This is a genomic window from Vibrio sp. B183 (assembly GCF_000740665.1).
GTDB classification, from domain to species: domain Bacteria; phylum Pseudomonadota; class Gammaproteobacteria; order Enterobacterales; family Vibrionaceae; genus Vibrio; species Vibrio coralliilyticus.
Map to the genome: position 1 here is coordinate 18,846 of NZ_JPQB01000022.1, position 21,257 is coordinate 40,102.

The following is a 21,257-nucleotide window of genomic DNA, read 5'->3' on the forward strand; positions in this document are numbered from 1 at the left end:
AGGCGCCCCCAGACTTAAAGTTTTGCAGTAATGTTGTCGAGAATATCTTTGTGCGCATCTTTATCGATAGAACGCTCAATGATTTTCTCAGCACCAGCTACAGCCAGAGTTGCAACTTGTTTGCGCAGCTCATCGCGTGCACGGTTGCGTTCAGCTTCAAGTTCAGCTTCCGCCTGTGAAAGAATCTTCTGGCGTTCTGCCTGAGCTTCTTCACGAGCTTCATCTAGAATTTGAGCTTTACGCTTGTTCGCTTGCTCGATGACCTCTGTTGCTGTGCGCTTCGCTTCTTTCATCTGTTCAGAAGCGTTTGCTTGCGCTAGATCCAAGTCTTTTGCAGCACGTTCAGCTGCTTGTAGACCGTCAGCAATTTTTTTCTGACGCTCTTCGATCGCTTGCATCAATGGCGGCCATACATACTTCATGCAGAACCACACAAACAGTGCAAACGAGATTGCTTGACCTAGCAGAGTTGCGTTTATATTCACAACAGCTACCCCTTCTATTCGGACTTAGTATTAATCAATAACAAGCCAAAGCTTGTCGAAAGTTAAAAGTGATTAACCTAGTTGACCAACGAATGGGTTCGCGAATGTGAATAGAAGTGCGATTACGATACCGATCATTGGAACCGCATCAAGTAGACCCGCGATGATGAACATCTTAACTTGTAGCATAGGAGCCATTTCTGGTTGACGTGCTGCACCTTCAAGGAATTTACCACCTAGAAGTGCGAAACCAATCGCAGTACCAAGAGAAGCAAGACCGACGATAAGACCTACGGCGATTGCAGAAAAGCTCAGTAAAGTTTCCATTACTATCTCCAATTTATAGTTGTTGGCTAGTTGCCCAAATAAAAAGCTTTAAAAAAATTAATGATCACTGTCTTCGTGTGCCATTGACAGGTAAACAATTGTCAACATCATAAACACGAAGGCTTGAATCGTGATAACCAAGACATGGAAGATTGCCCACGGTAGTGAACCCATCCATTGCAAGTACCATGGTAGCATTGCCGCACAAAGAATGAATACAACCTCACCCGCGAACATGTTACCGAATAGACGCATACCAAGAGACAGAGGTTTCGCCAGTAGCGAGACCACTTCAATCAGTAGGTTAAACGGAATCATCAGTGGGTGATTGAATGGATGTAGTGCTAATTCTTTAGCGAATCCACCTAGACCTTTCACTTTGATGCTGTAGTAAATCATCAGAGCGAAAACGCCTAGAGCCATAGCCATGGTGATATTCACATCAGCAGACGGTACAACCTTAAGGTAAGGAATACCAAGCCAATGCTCTGCTGGGTAAGGTAAGAAGTCGATTGGCACTAAGTCCATCAAGTTCATTAAGAATACCCAACAAAAGATAGTCAGTGCTAAAGGCGCGATCAGTGGGTTGCGTCCATGGAACGTGTCTTTGACGTTTTCCGCGACAAATTCAACGATCATTTCTACAGCACACTGAAGCTTACCTGGTACACCCGCTGTTGTTCTCTTTGCTACCTTGTAAAAGATTCCTAGGAAAATTAAACCAGTAAACCAAGAAAAAAACAGGCTATCGATATGTACGTTCCAGAAACTTGCCTCCTCCGCTACAAGACCTAACTTATAAGTAGAAAGGTTTGTAAGGTGGTGGGAAATGTATCCGGACGCAGTTAGCGCTTCACCTGGCGCAGCCATAACTCATCCTATTTTTTGTTGTTAATGAATAGCACTGGCGCACAGATATTAATACCTAGAGCCAGCAAATAGGTTAGCTTAAGGGGAACAAGTTCCACCTGTATATACATGTAAGCAACGGAAAAAAGCGCCACTGTGATAAGGATTTTCAGTGCTTCACCAGCATAGAAAGAGTTCGCGATACGCTTTGCAGCGCGAGCCCCACCATACATGAAAGCAAACAATGCGAACACCGCATTCGCGACAACAAAAATGCCGCCACCAATCAGTGCTGAAAGCCCCCATTCAGCATTCACAGCCACTGCCATTCCTGCCGCCATTAGTGTAACCGCGCCAAACTGGATCATTAACAATCGCTTTGCAAGCTCTCGTCCTGGTCTAGCTAACGCAGCTACCATGTATTCGTACCTCGAGTAAAATCCACAGCGTTACTACCTCATGCTGGGAAATTGGCGAAAATTATACGGTGAGTCCTATTGAATGCAATTAAAACACCGCAAAAAGTTACAATTTTGTTTACAAACCGACAACTTTCGCACAAAAATTCGTTTTTTTACATAATTGACCGAGATCAATTATCTCATTTAGCCTTCAAGCTTGGCAATCAGTTGCTCTAATTTGTGAGGCTCATCAAGACTAATCGTGACTTTCGACGCCCCGTTCTTGGCGCGCACGATTGCCACTTTAGCACTGAGCATTTCACTCAATTTCTGTGACATTTGTTGTGCCTCAGTGTCTTGAAGCTCATTTTTCTCTTCAGATTGCGGCTGGAGACACTTTTTCACTAACTGTTCTGTCTGACGAACCGTCATACGCTTCTTCGCGACCAGTTCAGCGACCTCAACCTGCTCTTCCCCTTCCAATGCCAGAAGCGCACGTGCGTGGCCCATTTCGAGCATTTTTTCTGAAAGGAGATACTTGACGTCCATTTCCAGCTGATTCAGTCGCAGCAAGTTACTCACAGTAGCGCGCGACTTACCGATCACCTCAGCCACTTGCTGGTGGGTGAGAGAAAATTCTTCCTGAAGACGATCGAGGGCGACCGCTTCTTCGATCACATTAAGATCTTCACGCTGAATGTTCTCGATCAACGCCATAGCGATCGCAGCGCGATCGTCGACATTTTTGATCACACACGGTACTTGCTTGAGCCCCGCTTTACGTGCCGCACGCCAGCGGCGTTCACCCGCAATGATTTCAAACTTGTCGTTTTCAACCTGGCGAACCACGATCGGCTGGATAATTCCCTGAGACTCTATCGAAGCCGCTAACTCTTCAAGCGCTTCAGGCTCCATGTCTTTACGCGGCTGATAAACACCCGGTTTAAGGCTATTGATGCTTAAATCCGTCAGTTCCCCATCAGAAGACAGCTCTTGGCTGTGCAAGGCACTTTGCTGTTTTTCACGCGCGAGCGAGCTCGTTGAAAGCAGAGCATCAAGCCCTTTACCTAAACCACGTTTAGACATGAGACAAATTCCTTTGGTTGGGTTATGCAGGGACTTCATCGCGGCGCAGCATTTCTCCGGCTAGAGCCAGATACGCTTTTGCGCCTGCGGAGTATTTGTCGTAATACATGGCCGGTTTACCATGACTTGGCGCTTCGGCCAGACGAACATTGCGCGGAATAACAGTGCGGTACACTTTGTTACCAAAGTGCTTTTTCAACTGATCGGATACTTCGTTTGATAAGCGGTTACGAGGGTCATACATGGTGCGAAGCAGACCTTCGATTTTAAGATTTTCATTTACCACCGCTGCCAGCTTACTGATGGTATCCATTAATGCTGTTAAACCTTCCAGTGCAAAATACTCACACTGCATAGGAACCAAGACCGAATCTGCTGCGGCCATGGCATTGATTGTAAGAAGGTTTAGCGATGGAGGACAATCGATAAAGATGAAATCATAGTTATCGCGAACTGACGCAAGTGCATGTTTGAGACGAACTTCGCGCGCAAACACTTCCATCAGTTTGATTTCAGCCGCAGTGACATCGCCGTTGGCAGCAATCAAATCATAGTTGCCAGAGGTCTTGCGACACACGACATCATCAAATGCGACATCTTCAACCAGCAGCTCATAAGCGGTGGCATCGACCTGATACTTATCGACGCCACTGGCCATTGTAGCGTTACCTTGCGGATCGAGATCAATCACCAATACCTTACGCTTGGTCGCAGCCATAGACGCGGCTAAGTTGATACACGTTGTTGTTTTACCAACTCCACCTTTCTGGTTGGCGATTGCTACGATTTTTCCCACGGTGAACCTCGCTTTTATTCCTTGCGGGATAAGATTACTAGATGACGCTCACCTTCCAATTCAGGAACTTGCAAAGCTTTGATGTCGGTCACATAACACCAGTCCGGAAGCTGGTCAATCTCATCCTGAGGCAGTTGGCCCTTAAGGGCCATGAAACAGCCGGTTTGGGCTTTGGGTAAGTGATGACACCACTCCACCATATCAACCATTGAGGCAAATGCTCGGCTTAAAACGCCGTCAAATTTGTCTTGCGGCTGAAACTCTTCAACACGGCTTTGAATCGGCGTGACATTGTCGATCTTTAGTTCATGCAGCACTTGTTTAATAAAACGAATGCGCTTACCAAGGCTGTCGAGCAAATAAAATTCTTTGTCTGGATTCATGATAGACAAAGGGATCCCCGGCAGGCCCGGTCCGGTGCCAACGTCAATAAAACGCTGCCCTTGTAAGTGAGAGCTGACCACAATGCTATCGAGAATGTGTTTCACCAGCATGTCACTAGGATCGCGTACCGAGGTCAGATTATAAGCTTTGTTCCATTTGTTGAGCATTTCAACATAACCAACAAGTTGATCTCGTTGGTTATCTGACACCTCAAGCGTAGTTTGTGCGATCAATGCGTCCAGTTCAGTGCGTAATGCGCTCATTATGCTTCCTCACCTTTCTTCAGCATGCCTTGCTTTTTGAGATGAACAAGCAAGATGGAAATGGCCGCTGGCGTAATTCCAGAGATGCGTGAAGCAATACCGATAGATTCTGGCTTCGATTCATTCAATTTCGCCACCACTTCATTCGACAGGCCTTTTACGTTGGCGTAATCCATATCAAGTGGCAGGTGTGTATGTTCATGGCGCAGGGATTTTTCAATCTCGTCTTCCTGACGCTTAATGTAACCCTCGTATTTGACTTGGATTTCCACTTGCTCTGCGGCCTGTTGATCCGCCAGCGCAGGTGCAAAGGCTTCTAGCTCTGTCAGCTGCTGATAGGTCATCTCAGGGCGACGCAGTAGATCTTCACCACTGGCTTCACGCACCATTGGTGTTTTTAGTAGTTGGTTAAGCGCATCAATGCCTTGTGATTTAGGGTTCATCCAAGTGTCTTTCAAACGCTGGCGCTCTTTGGTCATGTTGTCGATCTTTTCGTTGAAACGCGCCCAACGAAGATCATCGATCAAACTAAGTTCTCGCGCCTGCTCTGTCAGACGCAAATCCGCGTTATCTTCACGCAGCAACAAGCGATACTCGGCGCGTGAAGTGAACATGCGATACGGTTCTTTGGTGCCCATCGTTGACAAATCATCAATCAAAACGCCGACGTAAGCTTGATCACGACGTGGACTCCAACCGTCTTTGTCCTGACTGTACAGACTGGCGTTCAAACCCGCCATTAAACCTTGCGCAGCCGCTTCTTCATAGCCAGTGGTGCCGTTGATCTGGCCAGCAAAGAACAAACCATTAATAAATTTGGTTTCATAGGTCTGTTTTAAATCACGTGGATCGAAGAAATCGTATTCTATCGCATAGCCTGGTCGCATAATGTGGGCATTTTCAAACCCTTTCATTGAACGAACAATTTGAACTTGAACATCAAACGGCAGACTGGTTGAGATGCCATTTGGATAGAGCTCATGCGTATTCAGTCCTTCAGGCTCGATAAAGATCTGATGGCTGTTCTTGTCAGCAAAACGCATCACTTTGTCTTCAATCGATGGACAGTAACGTGGGCCAATCCCCTCGATCACGCCCGCATACATCGGGCTACGATCTAAGTTATTGCGGATCACTTCGTGGGTTTGATCGTTGGTGTGTGTGATAAAGCACGGGATCTGGCGTGGGTGCTGTGTTCTTTGACCCATAAAGGAGAACACAGGTGTTGGATTATCACCATGTTGTGCTTCCAACTGGGAGAAATCAACACTTCGCGCATCAATTCGTGGTGGAGTTCCTGTCTTAAGGCGATCAACACGGAATGGTAATTCACGTAAACGATCCGCCAGAGCTATGGAAGGAGGATCGCCCGCGCGGCCACCAGAAGAGCTTTCCATACCAATATGGATCTTACCGCCAAGGAAAGTCCCAACCGTTAATACGACTGCTTTGGCATGAAAACGTAGTCCCATCTGTGTCACAACACCGACAGCTCTGTCCTGTTCAACAATCAGATCATCAACGGATTGTTGAAATAAGGTCAGGTTAGGGGCATTTTCTAATGCTTCACGAACATAGGCTTTGTACAGAGCACGATCAGCTTGAGCACGAGTTGCTCTTACTGCTGGACCTTTAGATGCATTAAGAGTTCTGAATTGAATACCAGCATGATCGATGGCTTGGGCCATTAACCCTCCCATCGCATCCACTTCTTTGACTAGGTGACCTTTACCGATGCCACCGATGGCTGGATTACATGACATCTGACCTAAAGTGTCGATGTTATGTGTCAGTAACAGCGTTTTTTGTCCTGTGCGAGCTGATGCGAGTGCGGCTTCCGTTCCTGCGTGTCCGCCACCGACAACAATGACGTCAAATTTTTCGTGATAAAGCATGAACTGACCTCTGGTATTCAATAGAGAGATGGGCAGATAAAAAGGAGCGCTATTCTACCTGCTTTCACATTGATAGAAAATCGCTTTTCGCGTTTTTAATCTAAGCCTCTGACAAAGCTTACTAATATAGGATCTCTATATATGATCTTTTATTAGATCTATTATAAGGATCGACGATCTCTGTGGATAAGTAAAAAATGATCAACAAGATCATGGATCTTAAACAGATCAAATGATGTGATCTTACCTTGATCAGATCGAGGATTACCTGAGATCAAAATGGCTAGTTATTCACAGGTGAAAAATAAATCAAGAGTTGTTCTTTGGATAACTAAAGGTTAATCACCGGATAGTTTGCATTTTACCCACAGATAGAACGATTGAAATTTCACCAGATTGAGAAGAAGAGAGGAAGTGACAATGAGCAATCACTTCCTTGTTGGGGGGATTATAGGCTATCAATATGATCGGCTAGCCAAGCTTCAGCGGCATCTTCTGGGACATCATGATTGAGCACATCGATTGTCAGGCAGTCTGCAACCGGTGTACCACCTATGTCCGCGAGTAGTGCATGAGCATGCTGGCCCGCAGCACAGAATGTATCGTAACTCGAGTCGCCAATCGCAATCACGGCATACTTAACCCCAGACATTCTAGGTGGGGTGTCTTGCAGGGCCTGGATAAATGGCTGAATGTTATCTGGGTATTCACCAGCACCATGGGTGGAAGTGATCAGTAGCCAAGTACCTTCAGCCGGGATCTCACTCAGCTCAGGTTGGTTGTGAATGCAGGTCTCAAAGCCTTTTTCAATCAGGAGATCACTGAGATGATCGCCAACGTATTCAGCACCACCTAATGTACTGCCGGTAATTATTTGGATCATAGGGTTTCCTTTTACCTAAAAAACACGCGACTCAAAGGTCGCGCGTATGGGGATTATTTGCCAATACAGAAGGAGGAGAAGATGCGCCCGAGCAAGTCATCTGAGCTGAACTCTCCGGTGATTTCATTCAGGTGCTGTTGCGCAATTCTCAATTCTTCTGCGAGGATTTCGCCCGCCATGTAACCTTCCAGTTGCTGCTGACCTATATCAAGGTGTTCAGCAGCTTTTTCCAGCGCTTCTAGGTGACGACGACGAGCCATAAAGCCGCCTTCGTGCCCACCTGCAAAGCCCATGCACTCTTTAAGGTGCGTACGTAATGATTCGACGCCCTGACCCGTTCTGGCCGACAGACGAATCAACGTTGGATCGTTAACATGACAGATACCAAGTGTTTCATCGGTTTGATCGACTTTATTGCGGATCACAGTCATGCCGATATTGCTCGGCAATCGATCGACGAAGTCAGGCCAAATTTCTTTCGGGTCAGTGGCATCCGTGGTGGTGCCATCGACCATGAACAAGACGCGGTCGGCTTGCTCGATTTCTTCCCACGCACGTTCGATACCTATCTTTTCGACTTCATCTGACGCATCGCGCAGACCAGCCGTATCGATGATATGCAGTGGCATGCCATCAATATGGATGTGCTCTCTCAATACATCTCGGGTGGTGCCAGCAATATCGGTCACAATGGCAGACTCTTTACCCGACAGAGCGTTCAGAAGGCTGGATTTGCCCGCATTTGGTCGACCGGCGATGACTACCTTCATCCCTTCGCGCATGATAGCGCCTTGTGTCGCTTCTTTGCGTACGGCTGTGAGGTTATCAATAATTGTCTGAAGGTCTGCAGAGACTTTACCATCGGCAAGAAAATCGATTTCTTCTTCGGGGAAATCAATTGCGGCTTCGACGTAGATACGCAGGTGTATCAGAGACTCTACTAAGGTTTGGATTCGATTTGAAAACGCGCCTTGAAGCGATTTAAGGGCAGATTTTGCCGCTTGTTCTGAGCTGGCATCAATTAAGTCCGCAATGGCTTCGGCTTGAGCTAAATCGAGCTTGTCATTGAGGAAGGCTCGTTCTGAAAACTCACCCGGGCGAGCGGTGCGGATGCCGGGAATTTGCAGAATGCGCTTGATCAGCATATCCATTACGACTGGGCCGCCATGGCCTTGCAGTTCTAGGACATCTTCGCCGGTAAAGGAGTTTGGATTAGGGAAGTAGAGCGCTATACCCTGATCGAGCTGAGTGCCATCCTGAGCCGTAAATGACAGATACTCTGCGTATCTTGGACGTAATTCTTTGCCTGTTACCTCAGAAGCGACTTTGGCCGCAAGGGGACCGGATACGCGAATAATGCCGACACCGCCTCGTCCGGGCGCAGTTGCTTGAGCGACAATGGTCTCTGTAGTCATAGTGGTAGCCTGTGCGATGCATACCCTGTAAGGGTAAATAGTGAATGAGATGAATTGTAATCAGCCAAAAACAAAAAGGCGACCTTTTGGTCGCCTTTCTCGATTATTTACGCCGACTCGTTATTTTGAGTGCAAGCCTTTCTTCTCCAGCGCCTTATAAATCAGCGTCTGTTGGATCAGAGTCACGATGTTCGATACTAACCAGTAAAGAACCAGACCTGATGGGAAGAACAGGAAGAAACCAGTGAACAGAACAGGCATGAACGTCATGATCTTCTGCTGCATTGGATCTGTCACTGTAGTTGGACTCATCTTCTGGATCAGGAACATGGATGCACCCATCAGTAATGGCAAGATGTAGTAAGGGTCTTGCGCTGACAAGTCAACAATCCAGCCAAAGAATGGCGAGTGACGCAGTTCCACCGATTCCATTAATGCCCAGTAAAGTGCAATGAAAATAGGCATCTGTAGAAGCAGAGGTAGACAGCCACCTAGTGGGTTTACTTTCTCTTTCTTGTACAGTTCCATCATTTCTTGGCTCATGCGCTGGCGGTCATCGCCAATACGCTCACGCATCGCTTGCAGCTTAGGCTGTAGCATGCGCATTTTCGCCATCGAGGTGTACTGTGCTTTGGTCAGTGGGTACATCGCACCACGGATAAAGAAGGTCAATAGAATAATAGCTAGACCCCAGTTACCGACACCATATGGGAAATCAATGAAGCCAAATAGTTCACCACCGGATTGGATAAAAGACAGGAATGTGTGTAGTGGCTTGGCAATAAACCATAGCCAGCCATAATCCACAACCAAATCTAGATTTGGCGCAGTTTCTGCCATTTGTTGCTGAAGTTTAGGACCTACCCAAAGTGTCGCGTTGAATTTTGCTGAATCACCCGTTGCGATGGTTTTGTTCGGCATACGAACACCAATGTCACCCAGGTTACCAATCACACGAGTGTACAGGTTAGTGCCTGGTTCGTTGCGAGGGATCCATGCTGATGCAAAGTAGTGTTGGATCATCGCTGCCCAACCCTGGCCATCAGGTAGGTTGATAGACAGGTTACGATCCTGCATATCGTCAAAGCTGTATTTTTTGTAACGCGTTTCTTCGGTTGAGTACGCACCGCCACGGTAAGTTGGCATAGTGATGCTGCCGCCCGCGTCCATTAGGTTTTGACGCAGGTGAGCGTACATACCAAATGTCGCGTTGTTACCTGAGTTGTTGACCACATCGTATTCAACGTCAACCGCGTAGCTGCCACGCTTAACAATAAATGTTTTGGTGTACTCAAGGCCATTTGCTTGGTATGTCATTGGGATGCGAAGTTCATCCTGACCGTCTTCCAGAGTGAAGCTATCTGCATTCACTGAGTAAGCCGGACGATTTGAGCTGCTCAGATCGATACCTTGAGGACCCACTAGACCACTTTGCGCAATGAATTGGTGACCTGGTTCGTTCTTCAGTAGAACGAATGGGTCTGATGAATCCAGTTCTGCAGAGTATTGGTTCAGGTCTGCAGTGATAACATCACCACCAACCGTATCAATCGACAGAGTCAAGACGTCAGTTGTCACGGTAATCGTTTTAGCAGACGCTTGCTGCGCAGGCGCGGGATCTAAATCATCCGCAAGAGTAGGGGCAGGTAGGGTACTGCTTGATTGTGCCTGTTCAACCGGCTGTGGTGCTGGGTTCTTTGCGACTTGCCATTGTTGAAACAACAAGAAAGAAACCAGTGCTAGCGCGATTAACAGGATATTACGTTGAGAATCCATCGTTATTTATCTCTGTCTTGTTTCTGGACTGGTGGAACGGGATCAAAACCGCCCTCATTCAAAGGGTGGCATTTTAATAGACGTTTGCTTGATAACCAACACCCTTTTACAAAACCGTGAGCTTTTAGTGCTTCTATGGCGTATGTGGAGCAGGTTGGAGTAAAACGACAGCGTGGTCCGATAAGCGGACTAATGAGACCTTGATAAAGACGGACGAATCCGATTGCTACCCACGCGAAGGGCGAGACAGGCGCTGCCATAATTTATCAAACAGTTTGAACATTTCTTCATTGCTCAGATCTTGGGCGCTTTTCTTGGCAATCACAACAAAATCTTTGTGAGCAAGTTGATGTTGATTGTTACGAAAGCTTTCACGAGCAAGGCGTTTAAAACGATTACGACCAACGGCGGTTTTAATCTGTTTTTTGGGAACGGCTAAACCTAATCGAGGGTGAGATAGGTTGTTATTGCGAGCAATGATGGTGAAATGTGGTGAGCCAGCTCGATGAGCTTGCTGGAAGACATTTTGATAATGCTCGGGAGTTAACAAACGTAACTCCCGATCGAACGCGTACGTTTTCAAAATAATCGAAGATTACTTAGAAAGACGCTTACGGCCTTTTGCACGACGTGCATTGATTGTTGCACGACCGTTCTTAGTAGCCATACGTGCACGGAAACCGTGAGTACGCTTGCGCTTTAGAACTGAAGGTTGAAAAGTGCGTTTCATGATAATTACCTTTACTGATCAGTAGTTTTAGGTTCTTAGTTAACCCGGCGTGGGCCATTTGGTCTTCTTTATATATAAAGAGGACAAACCGACGCCTCTCAACAAAGAGGCGGAATTGTAATCACAGTCACACAAAGTGTCAATCATTGAGCAACTGCTAAATTCCGGCCGGGCGATTATACGTAGTGTGAGCAAAATCTCAAGGATCAAGCGATCTTCTTTGGTGATCTTTACTCAGCGCCTACTTGGCGAAGGAATCTCTGTAAACGAGGATCCTGTGGATTATTAAAGATATCCTGTGGAGAGCCTTGCTCAACGATATTGCCTTCCGCCATAAAGATCACGCGATCCGCCACTTCTCGGGCGAACTGCATTTCGTGTGTGACCACCAGCATGGTTTGGTGTTTAGTCGCTAACTCCTTCATTAACTGAAGAACTTCGCCGACCCACTCAGGATCTAGTGCTGAGGTCGGTTCGTCAAACAGCAATAATTCGGGTTGCAGTGCCATCGCACGTCCGATACCCACACGTTGCTGCTGGCCACCAGACAGCGCTGCTGGATAACTGTCTCCTTTATCGCCAAGGCCGATGTCGTCAAGAATCTGCTGAGCGCGTGCCAATGCTTGGTCTTTCTTCCAGCCGCGAACGGTGATGAGGCCTTCAGCAATATTCTGACGGGCCGTCATATGAGCAAACAAGGCATAGTTTTGGAAAACAAACCCTGTCTTACGGCGCAGAGCTAATACTTCCGCTTTGGTGTGCTTTTCAGTATCCACGCTTACGTCATCAATGGTGATGACGCCTTTGTCGGCATTTTCTAGAAAATTCACCGTGCGCAGCAAGGTGGATTTGCCCGTACCGCTAGAGCCGATAATGACAATAATCTCGCCCTGTTTGATATCGAGATCGATGCCTTTAAGGACTTCTGTCTCACCAAAGCGTTTGTGAATGTTATCTAACTTGATCATCTTACGTATGCCTTATTCAACTTGGCTTCTGCCCAGATTTGCACGCGAGTCAGTATTACTACAACGCCCCAGTAAATCAGCGCAACGGCAAGGAAAGCTTCGAAAAAGCGGAAGCTGGATGACGCTTCCATTTGCGCTTTTGCCATGATCTCCGCCACACCTAGTGTAAACGCCAATGAGGTCGACTTGATCATATCAATGAAGTAGTTCATCAATGACGGCAGGGCCACACGCGTTGCCTGCGGTAAGATCACTCGGCGCATCGCTTGTGTCGTTGTCATACCTACTGACAGGCTGGCTTCCATCTGGCTACGATCGATACCAATGATCGCGGCGCGGATACTCTCCGCCATGTAAGCGGCAAAGTGCAGGGTCAAACCAATTACCGCGGCGCTGAATGCATCCAGACCGACTAGGAACGGAAAAATCTGTGGTAAGCCGTAGTAAAGCAGAAACAGCTGAACCAGTAATGGTGTACCACGGAAGAAGCTGATATACAGCTGGCTTAACTGATCAAGCACGGGAACGCGAAATACACGGATATTCGCTAAAATGACGGCCAAAATCAGTGAAAATACTAAACCCCATGTCGCCATTTCCATGGTGGTGCCCAGATACTTAAGCAGTATCGGCATCAGGTTCAGCATGTAGTTAAAATCGAATCCCATAACGTATCCCAGTTAAAAATAAGCTTCTATACAAAAAGCAAAACCCACTGCAAAGGAAGGAAAGCAGTGGGTTAAGAGCAAATCCGATTGAGTGACTCAACCGGACGAGCAATACTCAACAGTGGTTATTTAGTGATATCAGCACCAAACCACTTCTGAGAAATTTTCTCTAGTGTACCGTCAGCACGCATTTCAGCCAGTGCTTTATTCACTTCAGCCTGAAGCTTTTTGCCGTTGTCATTGTCAACGAAAGGCCATGCGTTTTGAATCGTCTCAAACGGTTCGCCTGCAAGTTGCAGAGGTAGACCAGTTTTTTTGATCAGCTCAAGAGCCGATAGACGGTCCATAACAAACGCGTCTGCACGACCAAGTGCCACATCGTGTTCGATACCTGTATCGTAAGTCTTGATGTTGATCTTGCCGTCTTTGTCGTAGTTGCGTAGCAACTGCTCAAAGTTTGAACCTAGGTTAACTGCCACCGTTTTGCCTTCAAGATCTTTAATACCTTGGATGCTGTCGTTGCCTTTACGAACAGTGATCTGCGCACCATCAACAACGTATGGGTCAGCAAAAAGGTATTTGGCTTTACGAGCATCCGTCATTGTGATCTGGTTTGAAATCGTATCAATACGACCTGTCTCTAGCAGACCAAACAAACCAGAAAAGTTTGCTGTAACGTATTCCACTTTGTAATCGTTACGCTTACCAATTTCATCCCATAGGTCCACTTCGAAGCCTTGCAGCTTGTCTTGCTGAACGAAAGTGAATGGGAAGTAGCGGCCAGACATACCGACTTTAACTTCAGTCGCGGCTTGAACCGTCGCAGCAGAAAGCGCAATTGCTGCTACAGCAGCTTTAATCCAGTTTTTCATAGTACAACTCCATAGTTTTATGGGCACAAATACTACTGTCACTTTAGTTAATTAGATAAATAACCAAGAGCAATAACCTAGACGCCTGTGGAATAAGATAGCTTACTAAAGGTGGCCAGTCGTGTGAGTAAAGACGTAGCAAAAAATAAAAAGACGAGATTGGAATAAAATCACACCTTGCGAAAGCTTGATTCACAGACTTATCACCAGATGGCGGATCTGTGAGAAAAAGCGCAAATGTGGATCCTTATGTGAGTAAGAATAGGGCTGCTTGTGTTGATCTAGCGGATAATGACGTAAATATTGTGAATAACTTAGATCTTATTCACTGGATCGTCGATCATTTGCTGGCGATCTTGGTTATCAACAGGTAAAATTGCCAATCTTTTTCGATCATTAACTTTGAGTGGGGGCACCGTGTCATCTTCGCTTTGGTTGCAATGTATGCAGCAGCTTCAAGAAGAGCTACCAGCTACAGAATTCAGTATGTGGGTACGTCCGTTACAAGCGGAGCTCAATGACAATACTCTCACTTTATTTGCGCCTAACCGTTTTGTAATGGATTGGGTTCGCGATCGTTACCTCAACAGCATTAATCGTTTGTTGCAGGAATACTGCGGCAATGACATCCCGAGCTTACGGTTTGAAGTGGGGAGCCGCCCTGTTTCTGCACCTAAGCCAGCGCCGAAGCGAACACCGGCTGATGTGGCGGCAGAATCTTCGGCACCCGCTCAGCTCCAAGCGCGTAAGCCAGTGCATAAAACTTGGGATGATGATGAGCAGCAGGTGGCAGAGATCAACCACCGCTCAAATGTGAACATCAAGCACAAGTTCAACAACTTCGTTGAAGGTAAATCAAACCAACTCGGTTTAGCGGCCGCTCGTCAGGTGGCTGATAATCCAGGTGCAGCGTACAACCCGTTATTCCTCTACGGTGGCACGGGCTTAGGTAAAACGCACTTGTTGCATGCGGTGGGCAATGCGATTGTGGATAACAAGCCGAATGCCAAAGTAGTCTACATGCACTCTGAGCGATTTGTTCAAGACATGGTAAAAGCGCTGCAAAACAACGCGATTGAAGAGTTTAAACGTTACTACCGCAGTGTTGATGCCCTGCTGATCGATGACATCCAATTCTTCGCCAATAAAGAGCGCTCTCAGGAAGAGTTCTTCCATACCTTCAATGCGCTTTTAGAAGGCAATCAACAGATCATTTTGACTTCTGACCGTTATCCTAAAGAGATCAGTGGCGTAGAAGATCGCTTAAAATCCCGTTTTGGTTGGGGATTGACGGTGGCGATCGAGCCGCCTGAATTGGAAACCCGTGTCGCTATCTTGATGAAAAAAGCCGAAGATCACCAAATACACCTTGCTGATGAAGTGGCGTTCTTTATCGCTAAACGACTGCGATCCAACGTACGTGAACTGGAAGGCGCGTTAAACCGCGTGATTGCTAATGCCAACTTTACCGGTCGTCCAATCACCATCGATTTTGTCCGTGAAGCACTGCGTGACTTACTGGCTCTACAAGAAAAGTTGGTGACGATCGATAATATTCAAAAGACGGTGGCGGAATACTACAAGATTAAAGTCGCTGATCTGCTGTCTAAGCGTCGTTCGCGATCGGTTGCGCGTCCGCGCCAGCTAGCGATGGCTCTTGCAAAAGAGCTGACTAACCATAGCTTGCCAGAAATCGGCGATGCTTTTGGTGGTCGCGACCATACCACTGTTCTTCACGCCTGCCGTAAAATTGAACAACTGCGCGAAGAGAGTCACGACATCAAGGAAGATTATTCTAACCTGATTCGTACCCTTTCTTCTTAAATCACAGTATTCTAAGCACTAAATAGAATAATACCGTATTAAGCTAAACGAATTCTGATAAGAGCGTACTATGAAATTTTCCATTGAACGTAACCACTTACTTAAACCGCTGCAGCAAGTGTCTGGCGCGTTAGGTGGTCGTCCAACTCTTCCTATTCTGGGTAACCTGTTACTGAAAGTTGAAGACAATATGTTGTCGATGACGGCAACGGATCTGGAAGTCGAGCTTATCAGCCGTGTTGCTCTGGAAGGCGATTTTGAAGCGGGCAGTGTGACGGTTCCCTCGCGTAAGTTTTTAGATATCTGTCGTGGCTTGCCTGATGACTCAGTCATTACCTTTGTTTTAGAAGGCGATCGTGTTCAGGTTCGTTCTGGACGCAGCCGATTCTCTCTATCTACCTTACCTGCCAATGATTTCCCGAACATTGAAGATTGGCAGAGTGAAGTCGAAGTCTCGCTGACTCAAGGCGAGTTGCGTGGATTGATTGAGAAAACCCAATTCTCGATGGCAAACCAGGATGTGCGTTACTACCTGAACGGTATGTTGTTTGAGATTGATGGTATGACATTACGCAGTGTGGCCACTGATGGACACCGTATGGCGGTGTCTCAGGTTCAATTAGGTGCTGATTTTGCTCAGCAGCAAATCATTGTGCCACGTAAAGGTGTACTAGAACTGGTTAAGTTACTGGATGCACCTGAGCAGCCAGTGACATTGCAAATCGGTAGCTCCAATGTTCGTGCCGAAGTGAACAACTTTGTCTTTACCTCTAAGCTGGTGGATGGCCGTTTCCCGGATTACCGCCGCGTGATGCCACAAACGACGACCAAAACGCTTGAAGCGGAATGTGATGAGCTGCGTCAGGCGTTCTCGCGTGCCGCTATCCTGTCGAATGAAAAATTCCGTGGTGTTCGCGTCAACTTAGCGGATACGGAAATGCGTATTACCGCTAATAACCCAGAGCAAGAAGAAGCGGAAGAGATGCTGGATGTCAGCTTCGAAGGCGATCCGATTGAGATTGGCTTTAACGTCAGTTACGTCTTGGATGTGTTAAATACTCTGCGTTGTGAAAAAGTACGCGTGTCGATGTCGGACGCTAACGCCAGTGCCATGATTGAAAACGTGGATGACGACGGCGCTATGTACGTGGTAATGCCGATCCGACTCTAGCATGCCGCTTTCACGTCTTATTATTCAGCAGTTTCGCAACATTAAAGCCTGTGATATTGAACTATCAGCAGGCTTTAACTTTCTTATAGGTCCGAACGGTAGTGGCAAAACCAGTGTCCTGGAAGCCGTCTACTTGCTCGGCCACGGCCGCTCTTTTAAAAGCTCTTTGACAGGCCGAGTCATCCAAAATGACTGTGAGGAGCTGTTTGTGCACGGTCGTTTTTTGAACTCGGATCAATTTGAGCTACCAATTGGCATTAATAAGCAGCGTGATGGCTCAACAGAGGTTAAAATAGGCGGTCAATCCGGACAGAAACTGGCTCAATTGGCGCAGGTTCTGCCACTGCAATTGATCCATCCGGAAGGGTTTGATTTATTGACGGACGGCCCAAAACATCGCCGAGCATTTATCGATTGGGGTGTGTTTCACACTGAGTCGGCTTTCTATGATGCTTGGGGGCGGTTTAAACGTCTGAATAAACAGCGCAACGCGTTGTTAAAAACGGCCACCAGCTATCGTGAGCTGTCGTATTGGGATCAGGAGATGGCAAGGTTGGCTGAAAACATCAGCCAGTGGCGAGCCACATATGTTGAGCAGATGACCGAGAAAGCCACGGAAATCTGTCAGACATTTCTCCCCGAATTTGAGATCCAGCTGAAATATTACCGAGGATGGGATAAGGACACACCTTATCAGGCTATTCTTGAGAACAATTTTGAGCGGGATCAGGCACTGGGTTACACCTTTAGTGGTCCGAATAAAGCCGATTTAAAAATTAAAGTGAACGGGACTCCGGTTGAGGATGTTCTGTCACGAGGTCAGCTCAAACTCATGGTATGTGCATTGCGCGTGGCGCAAGGTCAACACCTCACTGAGATGACCGGCAAGCAATGTGTCTACTTAATTGATGACTTTGCCTCTGAATTAGATAGTCAACGTCGTAAGCGTCTAGCAGACTGCTTGAAGGAGACGGGGGCGCAAGTTTTTGTCAGTTCTATTACAGAAAGCCAAATCGCCGACATGTTGGACGAAAATGGCAGGATGTTCCATGTGGAACATGGCACAATAGAACAAAATATATAGTGGAAGATAACTCATGTCTGAAAATTACGATTCATCGAGTATTAAAGTACTAAAGGGCCTGGATGCAGTACGTAAGCGTCCAGGGATGTACATCGGCGACACGGACGATGGTACCGGTCTACACCACATGGTTTTCGAGGTGGTGGATAACTCAATTGATGAAGCGTTAGCGGGTCACTGTAAAGACATCATCGTGACGATTCATGAGGATTGTTCAGTATCGGTACGCGATGACGGTCGTGGTATCCCGACCGAAATGCACCCGGAAGAGAATGTTTCGGCAGCAGAAGTTATCATGACGGTTCTGCACGCAGGTGGTAAGTTCGATGATAACTCATACAAGGTATCGGGTGGTCTGCACGGTGTAGGTGTTTCGGTAGTAAACGCGCTGTCTAAGCAAGTGACTCTGACCATCCATCGCGGTGGCCAAATACATACGCAAACCTATCACCATGGTGAGCCGCAAGCGCCACTTGCTGTGATTGGTGAAACGGACAAAACAGGTACGGAAATCCGTTTCTGGCCTAGTGAAGAAACCTTCTCTAACACTGAATTCCATTACGATATTCTGGCTAAACGTCTACGCGAGCTTTCGTTCCTTAACTCAGGCGTCTCGATTAAGCTGGCGGATGAGCGTGAAGAAGACAAGAGCGACCACTTCATGTACGAAGGTGGTATTCAAGCTTTCGTAGAACACCTAAACACTAACAAGACGCCGATCATCGAGAAAGTCTTCCACTTCAACGCTGAGCGTGAAGATGGTATTGCCGTTGAAGTCGCGATGCAGTGGAACGATGGTTTCCAGGAAAACATCTACTGTTTCACCAACAACATCCCTCAACGCGATGGTGGTACACACTTAGCGGGCTTTCGTGCTGCGTTAACACGTACACTGAACTCGTTCATGGACAAAGAAGGTTTCTCGAAGAAAGCAAAAACAGCCACTTCAGGTGATGATGCACGTGAAGGTCTAACCGCAGTTATCTCGGTTAAGGTACCGGATCCTAAGTTCTCAAGCCAAACCAAAGATAAGCTGGTGTCCTCGGAAGTGAAATCAGCGGTTGAATCTGTGATGGGTGAAAAGCTGTCGGAGTTCCTAGTTGAACACCCAACAGAAGCTAAAACGGTTTGTAGCAAGATCATCGATGCGGCGCGTGCTCGTGAAGCAGCGCGTAAAGCACGTGAAATGACTCGTCGTAAAGGCGCACTAGATCTAGCAGGCCTGCCAGGTAAGCTGGCTGACTGTCAGGAAAAAGACCCGGCACTTTCTGAACTGTACATAGTGGAGGGTGATTCGGCAGGCGGCTCCGCAAAACAAGGCCGTAACCGTAAGAACCAAGCGATTCTTCCACTGAAAGGTAAAATCCTTAACGTTGAAAAAGCGCGTTTCGATAAGATGCTCTCTTCGCAAGAAGTTGCAACGCTTATCACCGCACTTGGCTGTGGCATCGGTCGTGACGAATACAACCCAGATAAACTGCGCTACCACAACATCATCATCATGACCGATGCGGATGTCGATGGTTCGCACATCCGTACGCTACTATTGACCTTCTTCTACCGTCAAATGCCAGAGCTTATCGAGCGCGGCTACGTGTACATCGCTCAGCCACCACTTTACAAAGTGAAGAAAGGCAAACAAGAGCAGTACATCAAAGATGAAGATGCAATGAGCCAATACCAAGTGGCATTAGCGTTAGACAATGCTTCTCTGCACGTAAATGCAGAAGCGCCAGCTCTATCGGGTGAAGCGTTAGAAAGCCTTGTTAAGCAATACAACTCAGGTATTAAGCTGGTGGATCGCATGAGCCGTCGCTACCCACATGCATTGGTTCATGAGCTTATCTACACGCCGCGTCTAACGGCAGAGCAGTGCCACGATGCAGCAGCCGTTGAAGCGTGGACTAAACAGCTGGTTGAGCAGCTTAATGCTAAAGAAGTGGGTGCGAGCCAGTACAGCTTTGAAGTTGAGCAACATGCAGAGCTAGGTTTAAACCTACCTAAGATTGTTGTGCGTACTCATGGCGTGACTCATGAGCATGCACTGAGTATTGATCTGATTAACTCGAAAGAATACGGCAAGCTGGCTGATCTGTCAGAAGCGCTTAACGGCCTGATTGAAGAAGGTGCCTACATCAAGCGTGGTGAACGTACTCAGCCTGTTTCAAGCTTCGTTGATGCATTGAACTGGTTAATCAAAGAGTCACGTCGTGGCCTAAGCCTACAGCGCTACAAAGGTCTGGGTGAGATGAACCCAGAGCAGCTTTGGGAAACCACAATGGACCCAGAAACGCGCCGTATGATGCAGGTTACGATTGAAGATGCCGTTGGTGCAGATCAGCTGTTTACGACACTAATGGGTGACCAAGTAGAGCCTCGTCGTAACTTTATCGAAGAGAATGCACTGAAGGTAGCAAACCTAGACGTTTAGAGCTTTTTCTCTTCGCTGGATGAACTGATTTCTGTGTCGAAGGTGCTCATTTATGCTTATAAACTCCGCGCCTTCTCCTTGAACTAAGCTCATCCAGCTTCAATAAAAATAATCTAAAGATTTTAAAGGACTGCCAGAAATGGTGGTCTTTTTTGTTTCTAAGTATCTGAAAAGTAGTGACTTGGAAAATTAATTTAAAATAATCCCTTGAAACTATTTTGCTCAATCCACATATCTAGTTGTGAAGAGGGAGGCTGTCTTGCTCAAGAGAGAAGAAACAGAACCTCACTAACCGCTAATAAGGTATCGCTCAGGAGAGGATGACTTTAGAGGCACACAATTGAACTGATTTATAGCTACGTCCCAGAGTTAACAGAACCCGAGGAGTAGTGAATGAATCCCTTAGTCGGCAAGGACCTGTACAAGATAGATCCGCGCAAACTCACGGCTAAGACTATTGCTTACTATGAGGATAGCATTATGAGAACTGTAGATTTCACTCCACTTTACCGCAACGCAATCGGCTTCGATCGTCTATTCAACATGATGGAAGCGAACACTTCGAAGAACACTTCTGGCGGTTACCCTCCATACAACATCGAGCAGAAAGATGAGAACAACTACCGTATTACTATGGCAGTTGCAGGCTTTGCTGAAGAGCATCTAGACCTTACTCAAAAAGAAAACATGCTGATTGTTAAGGGTGAGCGTAAATCAGAAGAAGAGAAAAAGTACGTGTATCAAGGTATCGCAGAGCGCGATTTTGAGCGTAAATTCCAGCTAGCAGACTATGTAAAAGTCGTCGGTGCAAGCATGGAAAATGGTCTGCTGCACATTGACCTAGAGCGCGAAATCCCTGAAGCGATGCAACCACGTAAGATTGCGATTGGTGGTAATAACCTAATCGAAGGTTAAAACCCGTCATATTTGAAGCCACTGGCTTTAACTA

22 protein-coding genes are annotated in these 21,257 nt (G+C 46.9%); 5 read left to right on the plus strand and 17 right to left on the minus strand.

Features of this window, described 5'->3' with window-relative positions; genetic code table 11:
• Window positions 1–14: 14 nt before the first annotated feature.
• The 17 genes from atpF to IX95_RS21160 all read right to left on the minus strand — a co-directional run bounded on the left by atpF (window position 15) and on the right by IX95_RS21160 (window position 13,798).
• Window positions 15–485: a F0F1 ATP synthase subunit B gene (gene atpF / locus IX95_RS21085; protein WP_006957447.1), complete on the minus strand. Its 471-nt coding sequence runs from the start codon at window positions 483–485 to the stop codon at window positions 15–17.
• Window positions 486–557: 72 nt separating this feature from the next.
• Window positions 558–812 carry a F0F1 ATP synthase subunit C gene (gene atpE / locus IX95_RS21090; RefSeq protein WP_006957448.1) on the minus strand — a complete coding sequence of 85 codons (255 nt, stop codon included), beginning with the start codon at window positions 810–812 and terminating at the stop codon, window positions 558–560.
• Between the two features lie 57 nt (window positions 813–869).
• The gene (gene atpB, locus IX95_RS21095; protein ID WP_006957449.1) at window positions 870–1,682 is read right to left on the minus strand and encodes a F0F1 ATP synthase subunit A; all 813 of its coding nucleotides are present in this window, start codon (window positions 1,680–1,682) and stop codon (window positions 870–872) included.
• Between the two features lie 8 nt (window positions 1,683–1,690).
• Complete coding sequence (locus IX95_RS21100; RefSeq protein WP_006957450.1) at window positions 1,691–2,080, minus strand: F0F1 ATP synthase subunit I; 390 nt, start codon at window positions 2,078–2,080, stop codon at window positions 1,691–1,693.
• Window positions 2,081–2,266: 186 nt separating this feature from the next.
• Window positions 2,267–3,148 (minus strand): ParB/RepB/Spo0J family partition protein, encoded by an 882-nt coding sequence (locus IX95_RS21105; protein ID WP_006957451.1) that lies wholly within the window; start codon window positions 3,146–3,148, stop codon window positions 2,267–2,269.
• 22 nt (window positions 3,149–3,170) lie between these two features.
• Window positions 3,171–3,944, minus strand: coding sequence for a ParA family protein (locus tag IX95_RS21110; protein ID WP_006957452.1), 774 nt, complete (start codon window positions 3,942–3,944; stop codon window positions 3,171–3,173).
• Window positions 3,945–3,958: 14 nt separating this feature from the next.
• Window positions 3,959–4,591, minus strand: a complete 633-nt coding sequence (gene rsmG, locus IX95_RS21115) for a 16S rRNA (guanine(527)-N(7))-methyltransferase RsmG (protein ID WP_038163796.1) — start codon at window positions 4,589–4,591, stop codon at window positions 3,959–3,961.
• Window positions 4,591–6,486, minus strand: a complete 1,896-nt coding sequence (mnmG, locus tag IX95_RS21120) for a tRNA uridine-5-carboxymethylaminomethyl(34) synthesis enzyme MnmG (protein ID WP_038163799.1) — start codon at window positions 6,484–6,486, stop codon at window positions 4,591–4,593. Before mnmG ends, rsmG begins: the two co-directional genes overlap by 1 nt.
• Before the next feature lie 448 nt (window positions 6,487–6,934).
• Complete coding sequence (gene mioC, locus IX95_RS21125) at window positions 6,935–7,369, minus strand: FMN-binding protein MioC (protein ID WP_038163802.1); 435 nt, start codon at window positions 7,367–7,369, stop codon at window positions 6,935–6,937.
• Window positions 7,370–7,422: 53 nt separating this feature from the next.
• On the minus strand, window positions 7,423–8,784 hold the full coding sequence (gene mnmE, locus IX95_RS21130; protein WP_006957456.1) for a tRNA uridine-5-carboxymethylaminomethyl(34) synthesis GTPase MnmE: 1,362 nt from the start codon (window positions 8,782–8,784) through the stop codon (window positions 7,423–7,425).
• Between the two features lie 120 nt (window positions 8,785–8,904).
• On the minus strand, window positions 8,905–10,560 hold the full coding sequence (gene yidC, locus IX95_RS21135) for a membrane protein insertase YidC (protein ID WP_038163806.1): 1,656 nt from the start codon (window positions 10,558–10,560) through the stop codon (window positions 8,905–8,907).
• Between the two features lie 2 nt (window positions 10,561–10,562).
• Complete coding sequence (yidD, locus tag IX95_RS26075) at window positions 10,563–10,820, minus strand: membrane protein insertion efficiency factor YidD (protein ID WP_080555897.1); 258 nt, start codon at window positions 10,818–10,820, stop codon at window positions 10,563–10,565.
• The gene (gene rnpA, locus IX95_RS21140) at window positions 10,787–11,110 is read right to left on the minus strand and encodes a ribonuclease P protein component (protein ID WP_006957457.1); all 324 of its coding nucleotides are present in this window, start codon (window positions 11,108–11,110) and stop codon (window positions 10,787–10,789) included. Before rnpA ends, yidD begins: the two co-directional genes overlap by 34 nt.
• Before the next feature lie 45 nt (window positions 11,111–11,155).
• Entirely contained in the window at window positions 11,156–11,290 is a 135-nt protein-coding gene (gene rpmH, locus IX95_RS21145) for a 50S ribosomal protein L34 (protein ID WP_004411068.1), read from the minus strand.
• A gap of 230 nt (window positions 11,291–11,520) precedes the next feature.
• Complete coding sequence (locus IX95_RS21150) at window positions 11,521–12,258, minus strand: amino acid ABC transporter ATP-binding protein (protein ID WP_006957460.1); 738 nt, start codon at window positions 12,256–12,258, stop codon at window positions 11,521–11,523.
• Window positions 12,255–12,926, minus strand: a complete 672-nt coding sequence (locus IX95_RS21155) for an amino acid ABC transporter permease (protein WP_006957462.1) — start codon at window positions 12,924–12,926, stop codon at window positions 12,255–12,257. The genes IX95_RS21150 and IX95_RS21155 overlap by 4 nt, the downstream gene beginning before the upstream one ends.
• 125 nt (window positions 12,927–13,051) lie before the next feature.
• A complete protein-coding gene (locus IX95_RS21160) occupies window positions 13,052–13,798 on the minus strand; it encodes an amino acid ABC transporter substrate-binding protein (protein ID WP_006957464.1) in 747 nt (248 codons plus the stop codon).
• 417 nt (window positions 13,799–14,215) lie between these two features.
• Between IX95_RS21160 and dnaA the strand changes: the two genes are divergently transcribed.
• The 5 genes from dnaA (at window position 14,216) to IX95_RS21185 (ending at window position 21,223) form a co-directional block, all read left to right on the plus strand.
• Entirely contained in the window at window positions 14,216–15,622 is a 1,407-nt protein-coding gene (gene dnaA, locus IX95_RS21165; protein ID WP_029235934.1) for a chromosomal replication initiator protein DnaA, read from the plus strand.
• A gap of 70 nt (window positions 15,623–15,692) precedes the next feature.
• Window positions 15,693–16,793, plus strand: a complete 1,101-nt coding sequence (gene dnaN, locus IX95_RS21170; RefSeq protein ID WP_038163812.1) for a DNA polymerase III subunit beta — start codon at window positions 15,693–15,695, stop codon at window positions 16,791–16,793.
• Window position 16,794: 1 nt separating this feature from the next.
• Window positions 16,795–17,877, plus strand: a complete 1,083-nt coding sequence (gene recF / locus IX95_RS21175; RefSeq protein ID WP_019273976.1) for a DNA replication/repair protein RecF — start codon at window positions 16,795–16,797, stop codon at window positions 17,875–17,877.
• Window positions 17,878–17,890: 13 nt separating this feature from the next.
• The gene (gyrB, locus tag IX95_RS21180; RefSeq protein ID WP_038163815.1) at window positions 17,891–20,308 is read left to right on the plus strand and encodes a DNA topoisomerase (ATP-hydrolyzing) subunit B; all 2,418 of its coding nucleotides are present in this window, start codon (window positions 17,891–17,893) and stop codon (window positions 20,306–20,308) included.
• Window positions 20,309–20,788: 480 nt separating this feature from the next.
• On the plus strand, window positions 20,789–21,223 hold the full coding sequence (locus IX95_RS21185; RefSeq protein ID WP_038163885.1) for an Hsp20 family protein: 435 nt from the start codon (window positions 20,789–20,791) through the stop codon (window positions 21,221–21,223).
• Window positions 21,224–21,257 lie beyond the last annotated feature (34 nt).